This window comes from Lysinibacillus sp. FSL W8-0992 (assembly GCF_038008685.1).
GTDB lineage: Bacteria > Bacillota > Bacilli > Bacillales_A > Planococcaceae > Lysinibacillus.
Genome location: NZ_JBBOZQ010000001.1, coordinates 2,994,678 through 3,012,198, shown reverse-complemented (window position 1 = coordinate 3,012,198; position 17,521 = coordinate 2,994,678). Strand labels below are relative to the sequence as shown.

Sequence of the window (17,521 nt, the reverse complement as noted above, 5' to 3'; positions counted from 1 at the left end):
GGTTCCTGCTTAAACTACTGTACTTCAAAATGGACACAAAAAACCCTCTTGTTTCCAAGAGGGCGGCATAGTGAAAAAACAATGGTTATTCAACCAATCACTATTCCCATCCTCGTGGTGTTAAGTAAAATAATATATATTGGCAGGTATCCTGGCTTAGGTTCAACGTTTATACGTCTTCCCATAGTTAAACTACAGTGACTGTGTTGTATAAACTCCCCATTTACAGTTGCGGGACAGCATCGGATTTACACCGATTTCCCTTTTAAGCAAATGATAGAAACCATTTGCACCAATATATAGAAGTATTAAGTTATAAAAATAGCCTAGCAGAAGTAATTTTTGTTTTCAATCACACAAAAAAATCCATAACTAATAATTATGAATAATTGACTACTATTCAAACATAAACGAGAACTATTCTACTCGAAATGTTTTTTAGCACTATCTGTTACAATAGGAATATAGGAAAAATAGAAATGAGGATTTTTTATGTATAAAACGATTGGTGTGCTCGCACATGTCGATGCAGGAAAGACAACCTTTTGTGAACAACTACTATTCCATACGAACAGTATTCAAACGCGTGGAAGAGTCGATCACCAAGATACTTTTTTAGATAATCATACTATCGAACAAGCTCGTGGTATTACCATTTTTGCCGAACAAGGACGGATGCAAATTGGGGATGATACATACACACTAATTGATACACCTGGGCATGTCGACTTTTCACCAGAGATGGAACGCGCAATTCGTGTAATGGATTACGCCATTATTATCGTAAGCGCTGTAGAGGGTGTACAAGGACATACTGAAACCGTGTGGCAATTGCTACGTCAATACAACGTCCCAACCTTCTTCTTTATTAATAAGATAGATCGTGAAGGCGCTGATGTAGATGCCGTTATGAAGCAGCTTCGAAAGGAATGTTCGAAGGACGTACTTTTAATAGAAGACCCATTGCGTACAGATTATGTCCAGAGCCACATTGCTGAATGGCTAGCTGAACGTGATGAACAACTACTCGATGCCTATTTGACAGAAACTCTCGATGCACAAACATGCCTATTACAGTTGCAAAAGTTGATTAAACAAGAGCAAGCATTTCCTTGCTTTACTGGTGCGGCATTAAAGGATATTGGAATAAAAGAATTTTTATCACAGCTCCCTCTACTTACGGAGACTCGATTCGACCATCAAGCACCATTTCAAGGTGAGGTATTTAAAATCCGCCATGATGGAACTCAACGGTTAACGTTTATCAAAGCATTGCAAGGAACTTTACATACACGCCAAGACTTTACATTTGGTGATGTGACTGAAAAAATAACTGAAATTCGTTTATATAATGGTAGCCGTTTTGACACAACACAAGAAGTGCAAGCAGGAGAAATTTTCGCGGTTAAAGGGCTTAGTCTAGCAAAAGTCGGTGATATTTTAGGTAGTACAATACCTCCTCAGCCATATGAGCTTGTGCCTACGTTACAAGCTAAAGTACAGTATGATGGACAACAGCATATAAAAGAAGTTTTACAAGTATTCCGTTTACTAGAAGCGGAGGAACCATCGTTGCGAGTCGTTTGGCATGAGAAATTCCAAGAAATCCATGTACATATTATGGGGGTTATTCAACTTGAAGTACTTACTGAAGTGTTAAAAAATCGCTTTTCACTTTCTGTTACTTTTGGTGAGCCAAAAATCTTATATATGGAATCAATCGTAACAACTGTAACAGGATACGGTCATTTTGAGCCTTTAAAGCATTATGCTGAGGTACACCTGTTAATGGAGCCTAATATTCGTGGAACTGGTAACACTTTTGTTAACGCTTGTCATGCTGATGATTTATCAGTTGGAAACCAACGACTAATTGAAAAACATCTATTTGAACGAGAGCATCACGGTGTTTTAACTGGCTCCCCAGTGACAGATGTATGCTTCACCCTTTTGACAGGACGTGCTCATATCAAGCATACAGAGGGTGGCGATTTTCGCGAAGCAACTTTCCGTGCACTTCGACAAGGGCTGGAGCAAGCCGAAAATATATTGCTTGAACCATATTATCGCTTTAAATTGAAAGCATCGAATGATTTTATCGGTCGTATGATGAACGATATCCAGCAAGCAGATGGGACTTTTGATGACCCTCTATTAACAGAGGAACAAGTAACATTAACAGGACGTGTTCCTGTTGCAACATTTATGCATTATAGTACTACTTTCGCTGCTTATACAAACGGCAAAGGGTCAATATCGTTACAATTTGATGGCTATGATAAATGCCATAATAGTGAAGAAATAATTGCGCAAATCAATTACAATAAACAGGCAGATCCCGACTATACATCATCAAGTATTTTTTGTGCGAAAGGAAAGGGCTATTCAGTTCCTTGGTATGAGGCAAAAGAAGCCATGCATTGCTTGTAATTATCCGAGAAACCGCATTTTCGAAAGCATAACAGCGATTGGGGATGGTTTATCGGTTATTTAGCAAGTTTTATTGGCGATTTGAATGGTTTTATCGGCGATTCAGCGACTTTTATCGGCGATTTGAATGGTTTTATCGGCGATTCAGCGACTTTTATTGGCGATTTGAATGGTTTTATCGGCGATTTAGCGACTTTTATCGGCGATTTGAATGGTTTTATTGGCGATTCAGCGACTTTTATCGGCGATTTTAAAGGTTTTATCGGCGATTCAGCGACTTTTATCGGCGATTCAGCCAGTTTTTATAGCGATTTCAAAAATTATCCATAAAAAATGACAAAAGGCATCGAGAACATCTCGATGCCTTTTATATTAATCCTATAAAGCTTTTTTCGCTTTCGCAACAAAGTTATTCGCTGATTCCACAATTACGTAACCATTACTATTCGAAAAATCAACAAGAACCGAACCTGGTTTACTCTTTAAAATTTGTAATTGCTCAATTAATTGGAGCAATAATTGATGACCATTGCCTCTTGGATGCCAATTTAAATGATAGTCATTTAATTCTTTCACACTTTGAAGAAATTGAGCGTATTCGTACTCTACATACTTTATTAAGTGTACTATTTTATTACTATCTTGATTTGCATGAACGACTAACGACAACTCTTCTAAATAGGTGTGATAGAAACGCATAACCATCGAGCATAGTAAATCATTGACTCTTGCAGCACTTAAGATGGGCTTTGGCTCTAAATCAAGCCTATCTAAATTTGGTTTAGCTCGAATCGAATCAATACGTGTTATTAAATGATACGGCTCACCATTTACCTCATATACGATTGGATTTGTTGGCATGTACATCATAAAGGCATTCTTTTTTGTTTTCAGCTCATCCGCTACACTTGCTTTAGCAAAAAGGCACCCTTCATATACCTCATTTTGAATCCAAATGATGCCTTTGTTATAGAAAATTTGATTAAATAAACGTTCGTTCCGAATAAGTCCTGTTGCTAAAAACTGATCAACAAGTGCTTCAATGACCATTCTCGTTTTTGGCTGCTTGGCAACTTCAATGCGCGGCAGTTTACAAATCTTCATATCTCCATATTGCTTTTCCTGTGTTGTACAAACATGAATTTTCGTCATACGTGCACCTCTTTTCGTACATATTTTCAAAACAAATGTTTAGATCACATAAAAAGACGGATTTCCTGCTAAATAAGAGGAAATCCGTCATCCGGCTAATCATTATCATTCATCCAGCAACATCAAACATTGCACCAATGGGAGAGATTTGGCTCGATGCCGTATCCCTTTATATCCTTTGGTTTTTATCGTTTGACGTACTGTGACGAACAGAACATTCTGTTTTGTCAACATGCCACCTCCTATTCCTCGTAGGTTATTGGTGTGTACTTGTAACAGGCAGGTCTCCTGACTTATGGTCATTGCTTCTTTTCACCTTCCCATCATTTGACAGTGGTATTTGAAAAGACGCTCACATTTACAGTTGCGGGACAGTGTCGGACTTGCACCGACTTCCCTTTTCAGTAAATTGCACGCAATTTACACCTATTACTACACGCTATTCAGTTGTAATAAAATGTATAGTATCACTAGTATACTATTAAATCACATTGTAAAGTAATGGAATTTCAATGTCAATGAACAGTACAAGGTATCTATTTGGACATACAGATTAATATAGTTTTGAGTACATTCGTAAAAAAGATATTTTTCCATCCAGATCAAAGCTAATTATTTTCAAATATTATTCACTTTCCATCGCTTGAAATAGCTTTTGAGCATAGTTATCGGTGAAATTAAATGCACCTTGTTCCTTGTACTGTTCATCGACAATTTCGCCAGCTTTCATTACATAAATCCGTTCACTTAAATATGAAACTGCTTTTAAATCATGAGAAATAAATAAAATAGCCATGTTTCTTTCTTTATTTAACGTAATTAATAAATCGATAATTTCCCGCTGAATTAGACGATCTAGGCTAGAAACAATTTCATCACATACTATTAATTTTGGTTCAACTAGAATAGAGCGTAATAAATTTACTCTTTGCTTCTCCCCACCACTAAGTTCAGAGGGCAGAGATTGTAATACATCGTTTGATAACTTGACCTTCTCAAGCATCGTTTGTAAATAGGTGTCCGTCACGAATTTTTGGTGCTGCAATGGCTCCCTTAATAGTTCCTTAACCGTCCACATAGGGTTTAAAGCATTACTAGCATTTTGGAATATAATTTGGCACTTTTCATAAAAGGACTTCCGATTGTTCCTTGTGATTTGTTGATTTTGAAAATTTACGGTCCCTTTATCAGGTGATTCTAGCTGCATAATGACTTTGGCTAAAGTACTTTTACCGCTTCCACTTTCTCCTACAAGTCCGACGATTTCGCCTTCTCCTACAGTAAGGTTTATATTTGCTAACACTTGCTGTCCTGTTCGATAGCTTTTATTTACGTTTTCTACCCGAAGCAACTAAAACGCCTCCTAAAAATGATTTGTGACAAGCCGTTTTGTATACGGATGTTTTGGTTGCTCAAAAATTTCTGTCGCTTGCCCCTTCTCGACAATCTCTCCATTTTTCATCACAACAATCGTATCCGCTAGTGAAACTGCAACCCCTAAATCATGGGTAATCAATATAATAGTTGTTCCCAGTTGAGCATGTAGATTTTTTAGTAATGTAATAAAGTGTTGTTGATGCAACATATCTAGTGCAGAAGTTGGTTCATCAGCTATCAAAATGTCTGGCTTATTATACAATGCACAGGCAAGCATACAACGTTGCAGCATACCCCCTGACAACTCAAATGGATAGCAATCTAATACATCTTCGGTCAAATTTAATTCCTTTAAGATAGCGGTCATTTTTGGCAGAAACATCTCTTTCTCCTCGCCCATTCGTAAGGCAGTAAACATATACAATTGTTGTTTCATTTTTTGGGTAGGAGAAAAGCTATTTGTAGCATCTTGAAAAATAGTAAAGATATGCTTTGTCCGTAACAGTAACCTATCTTTTTTTGACATCGCCATTATATTTTTCCCATTAAAGTACACTGCCCCTGTCGTCTCAGCTTGTGGCGGGAGCATTCCTAAAATAGCTGATACGGTTGTGCTTTTCCCACTCCCACTTTCACCAATAACTGCTGTAATTTGGCCTTTTGGCACAGTTAACGAGATATTGTGGATGAGATTTTTATCGTTCACTCGAACAGTTAAATTGTCGATTTTAAACATGTGATCGTTCTCCCCCTTGTTTGAAAGTGCTCCCGATTGCTTGCACACATAATATCGTCACAAAAATCATAAACCCAGGAAAAAGGCCGATCCACCAAGCACCAACGAGTAAATCATTTTGCGCTGTGTACAGCATCGTTCCCCATGACGGGATGGCTGGTGGCACACCAATGCCTAAAAAGCTTAAAGACACTTCGGTAAAAATCGCACCCGCAAAATTAAATATCGTCACGACAAAGATGGCTGGCAAACTATTACGTAATAAATGACTAAATAATATTTTCCACAATGGGGTACGGAACATTTTAGCCATTTGAACAAATTCCATTTCCTTTAAACGAATAAACTCTGAGCGCACGATTCGAGCTGTGACAAACCAGCCTGTGAATCCGATAATCATGGCCATTCGCCAAACACTTCCTTGCATAATTGCTTGCAGGGCAAGCACAATGACCAAGGATGGAATCGTTAAAAATGCCTCCAAAATGCGCATCATTATTACATCGACGGCACCACCAACAAAACCGCTTATACCACCGTAAATAATGCCTACAATGCTAGAAATTACGACTGACACAATGGCGATGAAAAGTGTCACTTTTCCCCCCACAAGTATTCGTGATAAAACATCTCTGCCTAGCTGATCTGTACCGAGTAAATGTGTAAGATTAGGTGCTTCATAAATCTGATTCATATCCATTGCATTTGGTTCAAAAGGTGCCAACAGTGAGGAGAAGATGGTTGTTCCTAAAATTATGCAAAGAAGTGCAAGCCAAAATAGTGGCATCTTCCGTCGTTTACTCATACTATTTTCCCTCTTCTCAATCTAGGGTTGATGCAAATCATTAAAACGTCGATTACAAATAAGCAAATGACCACCACAACACCAATAATCAGAATGGCTCCCATAAGTACTGGGAAATCCTTTACCATCACTGATTTCACTAGCAGTGATCCTAAACCGGACCAGCCAAAGAGTGTTTCTACTACTATGGAACCACCAAAGAATGAAGGAATCGTCACACCAATATAATTGATATACGGAATAACAGAATTCCGTAGTATGAGGTTTCTTATTTGTCGGTCTGGTACTCCATTTGCACGCGCAACTTGGACATAATAACTACGATTCTCTGCCTTAACACTATCCTGTAAAAAACGTGCGAATATGCCCACATGAGAAATTACTAAAACGATTAAAGGGAGCACAATATGGTTTAAACGATCAAGCCAACCTCCATTGCCACGCACATCATTCATACCTGAAGAAGGAAACCAACCAAGCTGTAGCGAAAATATTATAATACAGACAATACCTAGCCAAAATGGAGGAATCGCAGAACTTGCAATACTAAAGATGGATAATCCTCGATCCAATAAAGAACCTTCTTTCATTCCTGCCCGTAATCCTAGCCAAGTAGAGACAATTATAACGATGAATAACGTGAGTGCCACCAGCTGTAATGTGTTAGGTAAACGCTCTAATAAAATCGTTATTACTGGTCTACCTTCTTTTGCAGAATAGCCTAAATTCCCTTTTACCGCTTCACCTAGCCAAGTGCCATATTGAAGAAGAATTGGCCTATCTAAACCAAACGCTTTTTCAATTCGTTCTTGCTCAGCTACTGTTAATGTTTGAGCATTGCCTCCATAATAAGCCGCCGCCGGATTGCCAGGTGCAGCATGCATAATGAAAAAAGAGAGGAAGCTCACGATAATGAGGACAATTGTCCCCATTATCACTCGCTTCCCGATCCACTTAGCGATCATTCCATTTCCACTCCTCGACATTCCATAAGAAGCCGGCGCCGTGATGACCTAAAATACGCTCTTTAACACCACTAATATTTTTATTAATGCCATAAACAGCATCAACATAGGCAAAATAAGCGAACGGTGGATCTTCTGCTAGCTCCTCTTGTAATGCCTTATAGACTTCCTTGCGTTTTTCAGGATCGACAGTTGTTCTTCCTTCTTCTAGCAAAGCATCTACTTTTGCATTTGCATAGCTACCATAATTGTAGCCAGCACTTGTTACGCTAGATTCGCCAGAATAGAATAAACTGTACGTATGGTGGTCGGCATCATATGGACTTCCCCAACCAACCATAAACGCTTGTGTATCTTCAATAACGATATTGCTCCAATCAAGTGCTGCTACTTCTACATCTGCTCCTATTTCTTTATAGCCTTGCGCGACATAATTGGCCATATTGACACGAACTGTATCTGTAATCGGTGCAGTAATAGTAAAGGCGAGCTTGTTACCGTCCTTATAGCGGAATCCATCATCTGCTAATATCCAGCCTGATTTTTCTAATAATTCATTTGCTTTTTCAACATCAAAAGTATAATGTTCAATATTTTCGTTTACATAGGCATGCTTTTGTAGCGGAGAATACGCTTCTGTACCATAACCATGTAAAATACCTTTGACGATGCCAGCTCGATCTGTACCGTAGCTTATCGCTTTTCGAACATTGACATCCTTCCAAAGTGGATACTTCATATTAAATAACACGCCACGATAATCTGCTGATTCAACTTCATACATTTTTAACTGCTCTACTTTTGAAAGTTCTTCAACCTGATTCGGATCAAGTAAGGCAATATCTACCTCACCCGATTTTAGTTGTAATGCACGAACATTACTATCCGGAATAAATTTAAAAATGACTTTTTCAATGGATGCTTTTGTTCCGAAGAAAGATGGATATGCTTTAAGCGTTAAGCTTGTCCCTTTATCCCATTGCTCTACCATATAAGGTCCAGCTCCAATAGGTTCTTGGTTAAACGTAGCCGTTCTCATCTCTTGACCTTCAAAGACATGCTTCGGCAAAATTGGCACTGTTAACTTATCTAACATCGGCGTAAATGGTTCATCCAATTCGATTGTCATCGTTGTGTCATTTACTTTTTGCATCGCTTTAACATGGATAAAATCTGACTTTAAATAAGACCCATTCGCATCATCAAGAATACTGTTAATAGTAAACATTACATCATCTACTGTTAACACTTGCCCATCATGAAATGTCACATCATCACGAATCATGATCGTATAAGTTAACAGGTCATCCGATATGTCAACGCTTTTGGCAATATCATATACTGGTACATTATGTTCATCAAAACGCATAAGACCTCTAAAAAGTAATGCATCTAAATTCGTTTCCTCTAAAATTGGATTTAACCCTGCAAATTCGGATTCAGATGCATAAATAAGCTCATTTGCTTTTGAAGAGGAAGCAGCGGATGGCTGTTTTTCCTCGCCTTGACTAGACTCATTACTACAGCCAGCAAGACTAAGTATGAATAATAAAATAAATACTGAAAACTTTTTCAATTCTCTATCTCCTTCATCACCACAGAAATTTAAAGTATTGTTGCCACATGTTCAAACATGCGATTGATTTCTTTGTGGAGTGTTCGCTGCTCTTTTGAAAGCCATCTACAATGGATTGCATGATCTGTTAGTTTTGTAACACTTGCCTGAATGGAACTCTCCCGTTGGATCATTTCCTGTAATTCTCGAATATTGAGATTCTCAACTTGTGGAGATACAATCCATAACGAACCGATATAATATGCCCTCTCTAACAGACCAATCGTAGATAGGTTCATTTCCTGAGGTTTAAAATGGAATGAATCAAATGCAATTAGAGCTTCCTCAACAAATATTTTGTATTTGGATTGGAAGGATTGATAGTCAAAGATTTCTCCTCGCATTTCTCGACCTGGTGCAATAATTTCACCCCATATTAATGTAGAGCTTTTTGCCATGCGAATCGTTGTATCCACTTGAAATCTCGCTCGTTCAAAAGGAATGGTCACCTCAGGTAGCCATTCTAATCTTGCCCCTTCTGCAATTTCCACCGTAATTTCCTGTGTGCATCGTTCACCATTGTGAGAAGGATAAATTTTTAGAGCGGATTGTTGTTTTAATTTTACTTGACTATCTGGTGCAAGCTTTACAGAGATTTCATTTCGATCACCAGCTACCATGCCACCAGATGATTCCATGATAAAAACTGTGGCAGTTGGCTTATTGTCAGCATACAATTCACGGCTTGCCTTCAATGGCGGCTGCTGGTATACATGAACAAGTCGTGTATAGCCCCTTCTTGGCTCAAATGCCATCTCTAATTTGCCATAATGATTTACTTTTCCTTGATTAAGCATTCACGTCAGCTGCTTCGGCGCCTTCAAGTAACATGTGATGCTGAATCCATTCAACAACCTTGTCGACATTTGTTTGTGAACGAACGTCTGCAAAAATATATGGACGTCCAGCACGCATTTTTTTCACATCCTGGTCCATGATCTCTAGGTCTACACCAACATGCGGTGCCAGTGACGTTTTGTTGATTAGCAGTAGATCCGAACGTGTTAATGCAGGTCCACCTTTACGAGGTATATCCTGTCCTTCAGCCACATCAATTACGTAAATATAGCCATGAACAAGTTCTGGGCTAAATGTAGCCGATAAATTATCCCCACCACTTTCAATGAAAATAATATCTAAATCTTCAAAGCGTTTGTTTAAGTCATCAATGGCAGAGAAGTTCATCGATGCATCCTCACGAATAGCTGTATGCGGGCATCCACCTGTTTCTACTCCGATAATACGATTCTCTTCTAGAACACCATTTGTAATTAAATACTGGGCATCCTCTCTTGTATAAATATCATTTGTGATTACTGCCACATTGTATTTTTCATGCATTGCACGTGTTAATTGATCTACTAAAGATGTTTTCCCAGAACCAACTGGGCCTCCTATACCAATTCGAATTGGCGTCATTTATATCCACTCTCTTTCTATGAAATAAATAATCTTGAAAATAAAAATTCATGTTTCATCGATGCTAGTTCAATACCTAAAGCATTATTAGAGAGGTCATCTATCGTTAAGGTCATGACCTTTTCCGAAGCTTCCTCTATAAAGACAAGAAGTTTATTTAATGCTTGTACACCTGTATTTTGACCGAACGGCACAGCGCGAACAGCATTTTGTACTAATCCGCTAATGGATGCATACATATAAGTCATCACTGCATGATAGACATCTACACCAAGTGCTTCACTATAAATCGCATAAAGTACTGCGTAATGGCCTTGCACTTCTTCTTTGGCTATCTTTTCTTGCCATTGCATTAATAAAGGGCTGTCCATCAAAGGTGCCACTGTTCGGATAAATTGCTTGCCAACATTGAGACTAGCATCTCTCGATTCTTTTGCTAGCTTGATAGCCCCGCAAAGTTCGTCTAACTCTGTAAGGCGAGCACAATCTCTTACTTTTGCTGCATGGAACGCATCCTGAATAATTAAGGCGTCACCATTCACTAAATTATAAAATAAATACGATTTACAATAATCTATTAATTGTTCCTTTGTGCGAATAACATCTTCCTGAATATACGTTTCCATCCCATATGAATGCGTATAAGAGCCTATTGGAAATGCAGAATCATGGATTTGTAATAGGCGCAATAACGAAAAATCAGTGAGCGTGTCCGCGGTATTTGAATGGTTGTTTAAAACGTCGTTCTGTCGTTTCATAGTTCACTCCTATTTCATCTAATAATGGGTTAATCGTATGATCAGCTCGTACGATAATTTCATTATGTTCAATTAAGCAAGGTGTATGGCGATTGCCTAATTCAAATGCAGATTTCCCCATCTCATACATATCTTTCGGTGAAATGACGATAACTGGTTCGAGTTTTGTACGAATCGCAATGCGACGGCTATCATCCTCAAATAATAAGTCACCATATTGTAATGGCTCGTCTCCTTCTAAACGTAAAGCAATATCCGTGCCTTTATCTGTCTCTGTTCGAAGGATACGTTTGCTTAATTCTTCCCACTCAAGCTCTATCCACTCTGTTGTTTTATGTGAATGTTCTTCTTCATTCGCAATATTGCCGATAATTTTTTCAATTAACATCTATGTTGCACCTCTTTATCGATTTTTTGACTGTACCTCTGTTACTGTTACACACTCTCTATTTTTTCTTAAAATAAGAAATATCGTTGTGCCATTGGCAAAACATCAACTGGCTCACATGTAGCTAATTCACCATCAATTTTCACTTCGTATGTTTCAGGATTAACATCAATTTTCGGTGTAGCACTATTAAGCTTCATATCAGCCTTACTAATATTTCGGCAATTTTTCACTGTCCCTATCATACGTTTTAAACCTAATTTTTCCGGTAACCCTTCCTCTACTGCAATGTTTGGTAAAAATGTCATGCCACAATTTTGAGGGCCTTGTCCATAAAAGCCAAACGTCCGACGTCCTTTCATAGGCTGCGGTGTAGGAATTGATGCGTTTGGATCACCAGTAATACCGTAAACTGCAATACCACTTTTTATAACAACTTCCGCTTTGACGCCAAAGAACGCTGGATCCCAAAGTACGATGTCCGCTAGCTTGCCTTCTTCTAGTGAGCCTACTTCATGGCTAATTCCATGTGCTATTGCTGGGTTAATATTGAGCTTAGCCATATAGCGCTTGACGCGGTAATTATCGTGATCTTTCCCTTCATCTTGCGGTAAAGCACCACGCTGTTTCTTCATTTTGTCTGCCGTTTGGAACGTTCGTATTGTCACTTCACCAACACGACCCATCGCTTGTGAATCGGATGACATAATACTTAAAATCCCTAAATCTTGCATAATATCTTCTGCAGCAATCGTTTCTGGACGAATTCGAGAATCGGCAAACGCCACGTCTTCTGGTACATCATGCTTCAAATGATGACAGACCATTAACATATCTAAATGCTCATCAATCGTATTCGTTGTAAACGGTTTTGTTGGATTAGTAGATGCTGGCAATATATTAGGTAATGATGCCATTACTAATTGGTCTGGTGCATGTCCACCACCTGCACCTTCCGTATGGAAAATGTGAATTACACGACCATCAATAGCATTAATCGTATCTTCTACGAACCCAGCTTCATTTAATGTATCTGAATGTAACGCCACCTGAATATCATACTCATCAGCAACTGTTAAACTTTGATCAAGTGCTGCGGGTGTTGCACCCCAGTCCTCATGTATTTTCATACCAATTGCCCCAGCACGAACTTGCTCAATAATTGGTTCAGGATCAGATGCACTACCTTTGCCAAGTAATCCAACGTTTATTGGAAAACCTTCTACAGCTTGTAGCATGCGATGTAGATGCCATTCACCAGCAGTTAAGCTTGTCGCCTTAGAACCAGCTGCAGGCCCTGTACCTCCACCAATAAAGGTTGTTGTCCCCGCTAATAATGCTGTTTCCACTTGATCTGGACTAATGAAATGAATATGCGTGTCGATAGCCCCAGCCGTAGCGATAAGACCTTCACCTGCATAAACCTCTGTGCCAACGCCAATAATCATATCTTGGTCGACGCCGTCCATACTGTTCGGATTGCCTGCTTTGCCAATACCAATAATACGCCCATCTTTTATACCGATATCCGCTTTCACAATACCCATATAATCAATGATAATGACGTTCGTTATTACGGTGTCCAGCACTCCTTCATTTCGCGTATTCTTTCCGTTTTGTCCCATAGAGACACGCAATGATTTACCACCACCAAATACGCCTTCATCCCCGTACGTTGTATAATCCTTCTCGATTTCAATCCATAAATCTGTATCGGCCAGCCGAACCTTATCTCCTACTGTTGGACCAAACATTTTCGCGTAAGCTTCATGTGTTACCTTCATTTTTCTTCCGCTCCTTTAAAGCCACCTTCAATTGCCTTATCTAATATTTCATCCTTATGATGAGTAGAGCCTTCCGTTAGCTTGTTCAATCCAAAAACATGCTGTTTGCCCCCGAACTCAACAAGCTCCACTTCTTTTTCTTCCCCAGGTTCAAATCGAACTGCTGTGCCTGATGGAATATGAAGATGCATTCCAATCGCATCTTCTCGGTTAAACTCTAGAAATCTATTGACTTCAATAAAATGAAAATGGGAGCCAACTTGTATCGGACGGTCTCCCGTATTCGAAACAAGTACTTTTTTTGTTGCTCTTCCTACATTTATTTCGATAACATCATTTTTTGGTCTGATTTCTCCAGGAATCATCATCAATTCCTCCTTTACTGAATTGGACGGTGTACGGTAACAAGCTTTGTTCCGTCTGGGAATGTACACTCTACTTGCACATCGGAAATCATGTCACCCACACCTTCCATAACATCCTCTGCAGTTAGAACATGTTTCGCTTCACTCATTAATTGTGCAACTGTTTTTCCATCTCTAGCACCTTCCATAATAAAACTACTAATAAGTGCTACAGCCTCTGGATAATTCAGTTTTAACCCACGCGCTTTTCTTTTCAGCGCAAGTTCTCCTGCCACATGGAGGAGTAGTTTTTCTTGTTCTACTTGTGATAGCTTCAATCCAATCTCTCTCTTTCCAAAATTCAGAATTATCTTTCTATAATGATTCTCGATATAATTCAGTCTTTCAATTTTCTTACAATTTAGTTTTACATACAGTTTGTTTTTTCATATAATTTATGATTTCGCTGGGATTTGCGAAGGTTATAGAAATGACTTGTTGACCCGGCGAATGCGGGTTGCAATAGTTGAAGTGTGTTAGAAGAGGTAACAGTTAGTCCATTATAAGAAACTATATTAAAAAATTCAACATTTTTATTTGTCTGTGAACTTACAAGTTTTCTGAATAAAAAGTAAAAAAAAGAGACTATTTCACAAAAATAAATTACTTTTGCGAAATAGCCTACTATGTTCGTATATAGAAACATTAAAAAATTATATTAAAAAAATTATTATTTTATTTTAAAGAAGCATTTACTGTCAGTATATATCCCTCTTGTTAAAGTTAAATTACTTGAAAACGATTTGTCACCTTTTGCAAGTCATCAGCCTGAATCGTTAACTCCTGAGAAACTTGATTGACTGCTTGCATAGAGGCCGTTTGCTCATCCATAGATTGTAACACAGCTTCCGTATAGTTAGATAATCTATCCATGCCACCCGCAATATTGGTTACTAATGTGGCTACCTCATTTGCACTTCCCGACAAATGTTTTGCAGTAGTCGAAATATCTTCGAGTTGATTAGTCATTTGGCTCACATGATTGGAAATGTTACCAAACGATTTTGTCGCCTCATCAATAACATAAACACCTTGTTGGACATTTTTTAAATCTTCCTCAACAGCTACTGCTACTTGCTTCGTATCACTTTCAATGCCAACTACTAGGTCAACAATTTGCGTAGCAGAATGTTTGGATTGCTCTGCTAAATGACGAACTTCCTCTGCAACTACAGCAAAGCCTTTACCATGCTCACCAGCACGTGCAGCTTCTATCGCAGCATTCAATGCAAGTAAATTCGTTTGATCGGTAATCGTTGTAATCATTTCTGTCATGGCTTTAATATCTGTCATTTTATTTGTTAATTGTTGCATTAATCCACTCGTTTTATCTGTAGAAGATGAAATAAATTCCATCTGTTTTTTTGCTACATGCAATATTTCTGCTCCGTTTCCTGCTATATCATTCGCTTCTTTAGCATGGTCGTAAACACCTTGTGTTGCAGTTGTAATATGTTCAATTCCGTCCACCGTTTGTTGCATGGCAATAGCACTTTCATTAGCAGATTGTGCAGCTTGTTTTAGTCCAGTTGACGTTTTCTCCATTTGATGGTCAACCTCTTTTACAGCTATCGTAATTTCATTTGTACTTGCTGAAAGTTCCTCTATGCTTGCAGATAAATCTGTCGAGCTGTTCGCAATTGTTTGCGTCATAGTATGAAGTTGTTCTTTCATCTCCAGAAAGGCTTTAGCTAACTCTGATATCTCACTATTATCATGTGTGGCAATTGTAATAGTATCAAATTCCCCTGCTGTAATCGCTTTCGCAGCATTTGACAATTGGTTAATCGGTAGAATTACTTTATATTTGACATAGAACATATAAGACAAAGTAATCGAGATACCAACGATTGTTAAAATTGTAGAAAGCCAAGCTAATGATGTTAAATTTGCCAAATCAATAATTAAAACAACAATCATAATTAAATTTAAAACAGAAAAACCGATAATACTTTTTCTTCGCAAACTCATACTAAATTCCCCCAACTATAATATTACTATAATACCATTATTATAGTTGATTTATCCTAATATTCACAGAAAAACGCCTACTTTTTATTTAGTGGAAAAGAATAAAAAAGACAAGGGCATTTAATTTCTACATACGCGTTTGTAAAAGACACTCTTTTTAATGCCTTTCAAAAGAATTAAAAAAGACAAAAAGCATTAAGAGTTTACTCCTAATGCCTTCTGTCGACAATCAAAGTACTAAACAATTGCAAAGTACTTTTAAAAAATTATTTTAATTTCATCATACTAGAACCAGCGATACCTGGGTGTGTCATTTCATATGGATCTAAAATTAAATCTAATTGTTCTTTCGTTAAAACACCCGATTCAATACAAAGCTCACGAATTGAACGTCCTGAAAGAATCGCTTCACGCGCAAGACGTGCTGCTACTTCATAGCCAATATGTGGGTTCACTGCAGTTAGGACACCAACACTTTTTTCTACATATTCTTTCATGCGCTCTTCATTTGCTTCAATATCTTTTAAGCAGTTTTCTGTAAATGCACGGAAAACATTATTCATAATGCTAATAGATTGAATTAAGTTAAAGACAAGCACAGGTTCCATAACGTTTAACTCTAATTGACCAGCTTCAGATGCTAAAGAAATCGTATGGTCATTACCAATTACTTGGAATGCTACTTGGTTAAGCACCTCTGGCATAACAGGGTTAACTTTACCAGGCATAATTGAAGACCCAGGTTGGCGTGCTGGTAAAATGATTTCACCTAAACCTGCACGTGGACCAGATGCCATTAAACGTAAGTCATTCGCAATTTTAGACATATTAATCATACTAATTTTAAGTGCACCAGACACTTCAGTATATGCATCTGTATTTTGCGTAGCATCTACTAAATGTGTAGCACCTTTTAATGGCAAGCCAGAAATGTCAGCAAGATGCTCATCTACAGATTTAATGTAATCTGGGAATGCATTTAACCCTGTACCAACAGCAGTTGCACCCATGTTTACATCATATAAGTTTGGACGTGTTTGTCGAATACGGACAATATCACGGTTAATTACACGGCAATATGCTTCAAACTCTTGTCCTAAGCGAATCGGTACCGCATCTTGTAAATGCGTACGTCCCATTTTAATGACATGGGCAAATTGCTCTGCTTTTTGATGGAATACAGCTTGCATATTTTCCATTGTAACAAGAAGTTCATCTATTAAATTTAAAACAGCAATATGAATAGCTGTTGGGAAGGCATCATTTGTTGATTGTGACATATTAACATGACTATTTGGGCTAATCGTTTGGTATTCACCTTTTACTTTACCCAAAATTTCAAGTGCACGGTTCGCAATAACTTCGTTAGCATTCATATTAATAGAAGTGCCTGCACCACCTTGGATTGGGTCTACAAGAAACTCTGCATCCCATTTACCATCGATGACTTCTTGTGCAGCCTCGACAATTGCCTCTCCAATCTCTTTTGATAATAGGTGTACTTCCATATTACCTAGTGCAGCAGCTTTCTTAACTATTCCCATTGCTTTTATAAGGGCTGGATGAATTGTGTAACCTGTAATCGGGAAGTTTTCTGTTGCGCGAAGCGTTTGAATCCCATAATAAGCTTCTGCTGGTAATACTCGTTCACCTAAAAAATCTTTTTCTATACGTTGTGTGGACATTATTGTCGTCTCCTTTGAAGTAATACTCACAC

The 17,521-nt window shown here is 38.2% G+C and carries 17 protein-coding genes and 2 riboswitches; of the genes, 2 read left to right on the top strand and 15 right to left on the bottom strand.

Translation table 11 applies throughout. The features are described 5' to 3' along the window. Positions 1 to 124: 124 nt before the first annotated feature. A riboswitch (cobalamin riboswitch) is annotated at positions 125 to 312 on the bottom strand. A gap of 180 nt (positions 313 to 492) precedes the next feature. Together NSQ74_RS15215 and NSQ74_RS15210 are read left to right on the top strand one after the other, a co-directional pair. After that, positions 493 to 2,430 carry a translation factor GTPase family protein gene (locus NSQ74_RS15215; RefSeq protein ID WP_340824390.1) on the top strand — a complete coding sequence of 646 codons (1,938 nt, stop codon included), beginning with the start codon at positions 493 to 495 and terminating at the stop codon, positions 2,428 to 2,430. 81 nt (positions 2,431 to 2,511) lie between these two features. Further along, on the top strand, positions 2,512 to 2,760 hold the full coding sequence (locus tag NSQ74_RS15210) for a hypothetical protein (protein WP_340824389.1): 249 nt from the start codon (positions 2,512 to 2,514) through the stop codon (positions 2,758 to 2,760). Between the two features lie 48 nt (positions 2,761 to 2,808). Here NSQ74_RS15210 and NSQ74_RS15205 read toward each other — a convergent pair whose 3' ends face one another. From NSQ74_RS15205 to aspA, 15 genes are all read right to left on the bottom strand, one after another. Next, on the bottom strand, positions 2,809 to 3,582 hold the full coding sequence (locus NSQ74_RS15205) for a hypothetical protein (protein ID WP_340824388.1): 774 nt from the start codon (positions 3,580 to 3,582) through the stop codon (positions 2,809 to 2,811). 261 nt (positions 3,583 to 3,843) lie between these two features. Further along, positions 3,844 to 4,027, bottom strand: a riboswitch (cobalamin riboswitch). Between the two features lie 180 nt (positions 4,028 to 4,207). Beyond that, on the bottom strand, positions 4,208 to 4,933 hold the full coding sequence (locus NSQ74_RS15200; RefSeq protein WP_340824386.1) for an ABC transporter ATP-binding protein: 726 nt from the start codon (positions 4,931 to 4,933) through the stop codon (positions 4,208 to 4,210). Between the two features lie 12 nt (positions 4,934 to 4,945). Next, positions 4,946 to 5,695, bottom strand: coding sequence for an ABC transporter ATP-binding protein (locus NSQ74_RS15195; RefSeq protein ID WP_340824384.1), 750 nt, complete (start codon positions 5,693 to 5,695; stop codon positions 4,946 to 4,948). Beyond that, positions 5,688 to 6,500, bottom strand: a complete 813-nt coding sequence (locus NSQ74_RS15190) for an ABC transporter permease (RefSeq protein ID WP_340824383.1) — start codon at positions 6,498 to 6,500, stop codon at positions 5,688 to 5,690. The genes NSQ74_RS15195 and NSQ74_RS15190 overlap by 8 nt, the downstream gene beginning before the upstream one ends. Further along, the gene (locus NSQ74_RS15185; protein ID WP_340824382.1) at positions 6,497 to 7,465 is read right to left on the bottom strand and encodes an ABC transporter permease; all 969 of its coding nucleotides are present in this window, start codon (positions 7,463 to 7,465) and stop codon (positions 6,497 to 6,499) included. Before NSQ74_RS15185 ends, NSQ74_RS15190 begins: the two co-directional genes overlap by 4 nt. Further along, positions 7,455 to 9,041 carry an ABC transporter substrate-binding protein gene (locus NSQ74_RS15180; RefSeq protein WP_340824381.1) on the bottom strand — a complete coding sequence of 529 codons (1,587 nt, stop codon included), beginning with the start codon at positions 9,039 to 9,041 and terminating at the stop codon, positions 7,455 to 7,457. The genes NSQ74_RS15185 and NSQ74_RS15180 overlap by 11 nt, the downstream gene beginning before the upstream one ends. A 29-nt stretch (positions 9,042 to 9,070) precedes the next feature. Further along, positions 9,071 to 9,877 carry an urease accessory protein UreD gene (locus tag NSQ74_RS15175; RefSeq protein WP_340824380.1) on the bottom strand — a complete coding sequence of 269 codons (807 nt, stop codon included), beginning with the start codon at positions 9,875 to 9,877 and terminating at the stop codon, positions 9,071 to 9,073. Continuing rightward, a complete protein-coding gene (ureG, locus tag NSQ74_RS15170) occupies positions 9,870 to 10,499 on the bottom strand; it encodes an urease accessory protein UreG (RefSeq protein ID WP_340824379.1) in 630 nt (209 codons plus the stop codon). Before ureG ends, NSQ74_RS15175 begins: the two co-directional genes overlap by 8 nt. A 17-nt stretch (positions 10,500 to 10,516) precedes the next feature. Continuing rightward, complete coding sequence (locus tag NSQ74_RS15165) at positions 10,517 to 11,257, bottom strand: urease accessory protein UreF (RefSeq protein ID WP_340824377.1); 741 nt, start codon at positions 11,255 to 11,257, stop codon at positions 10,517 to 10,519. Continuing rightward, complete coding sequence (locus NSQ74_RS15160; RefSeq protein ID WP_340824375.1) at positions 11,199 to 11,645, bottom strand: urease accessory protein UreE; 447 nt, start codon at positions 11,643 to 11,645, stop codon at positions 11,199 to 11,201. The genes NSQ74_RS15165 and NSQ74_RS15160 overlap by 59 nt, the downstream gene beginning before the upstream one ends. A gap of 68 nt (positions 11,646 to 11,713) precedes the next feature. After that, positions 11,714 to 13,429 carry an urease subunit alpha gene (ureC, locus tag NSQ74_RS15155; RefSeq protein ID WP_340824374.1) on the bottom strand — a complete coding sequence of 572 codons (1,716 nt, stop codon included), beginning with the start codon at positions 13,427 to 13,429 and terminating at the stop codon, positions 11,714 to 11,716. After that, complete coding sequence (locus tag NSQ74_RS15150) at positions 13,426 to 13,794, bottom strand: urease subunit beta (protein ID WP_340826475.1); 369 nt, start codon at positions 13,792 to 13,794, stop codon at positions 13,426 to 13,428. Before NSQ74_RS15150 ends, ureC begins: the two co-directional genes overlap by 4 nt. A 14-nt stretch (positions 13,795 to 13,808) precedes the next feature. Then, the gene (gene ureA, locus NSQ74_RS15145; RefSeq protein ID WP_340824373.1) at positions 13,809 to 14,111 is read right to left on the bottom strand and encodes an urease subunit gamma; all 303 of its coding nucleotides are present in this window, start codon (positions 14,109 to 14,111) and stop codon (positions 13,809 to 13,811) included. Between the two features lie 445 nt (positions 14,112 to 14,556). After that, positions 14,557 to 15,804, bottom strand: a complete 1,248-nt coding sequence (locus tag NSQ74_RS15140; protein ID WP_340824371.1) for a methyl-accepting chemotaxis protein — start codon at positions 15,802 to 15,804, stop codon at positions 14,557 to 14,559. A gap of 266 nt (positions 15,805 to 16,070) precedes the next feature. Then, positions 16,071 to 17,489 (bottom strand): aspartate ammonia-lyase, encoded by a 1,419-nt coding sequence (gene aspA / locus NSQ74_RS15135; protein WP_340824370.1) that lies wholly within the window; start codon positions 17,487 to 17,489, stop codon positions 16,071 to 16,073. Between the last annotated feature and the right edge of the window lie 32 nt (positions 17,490 to 17,521).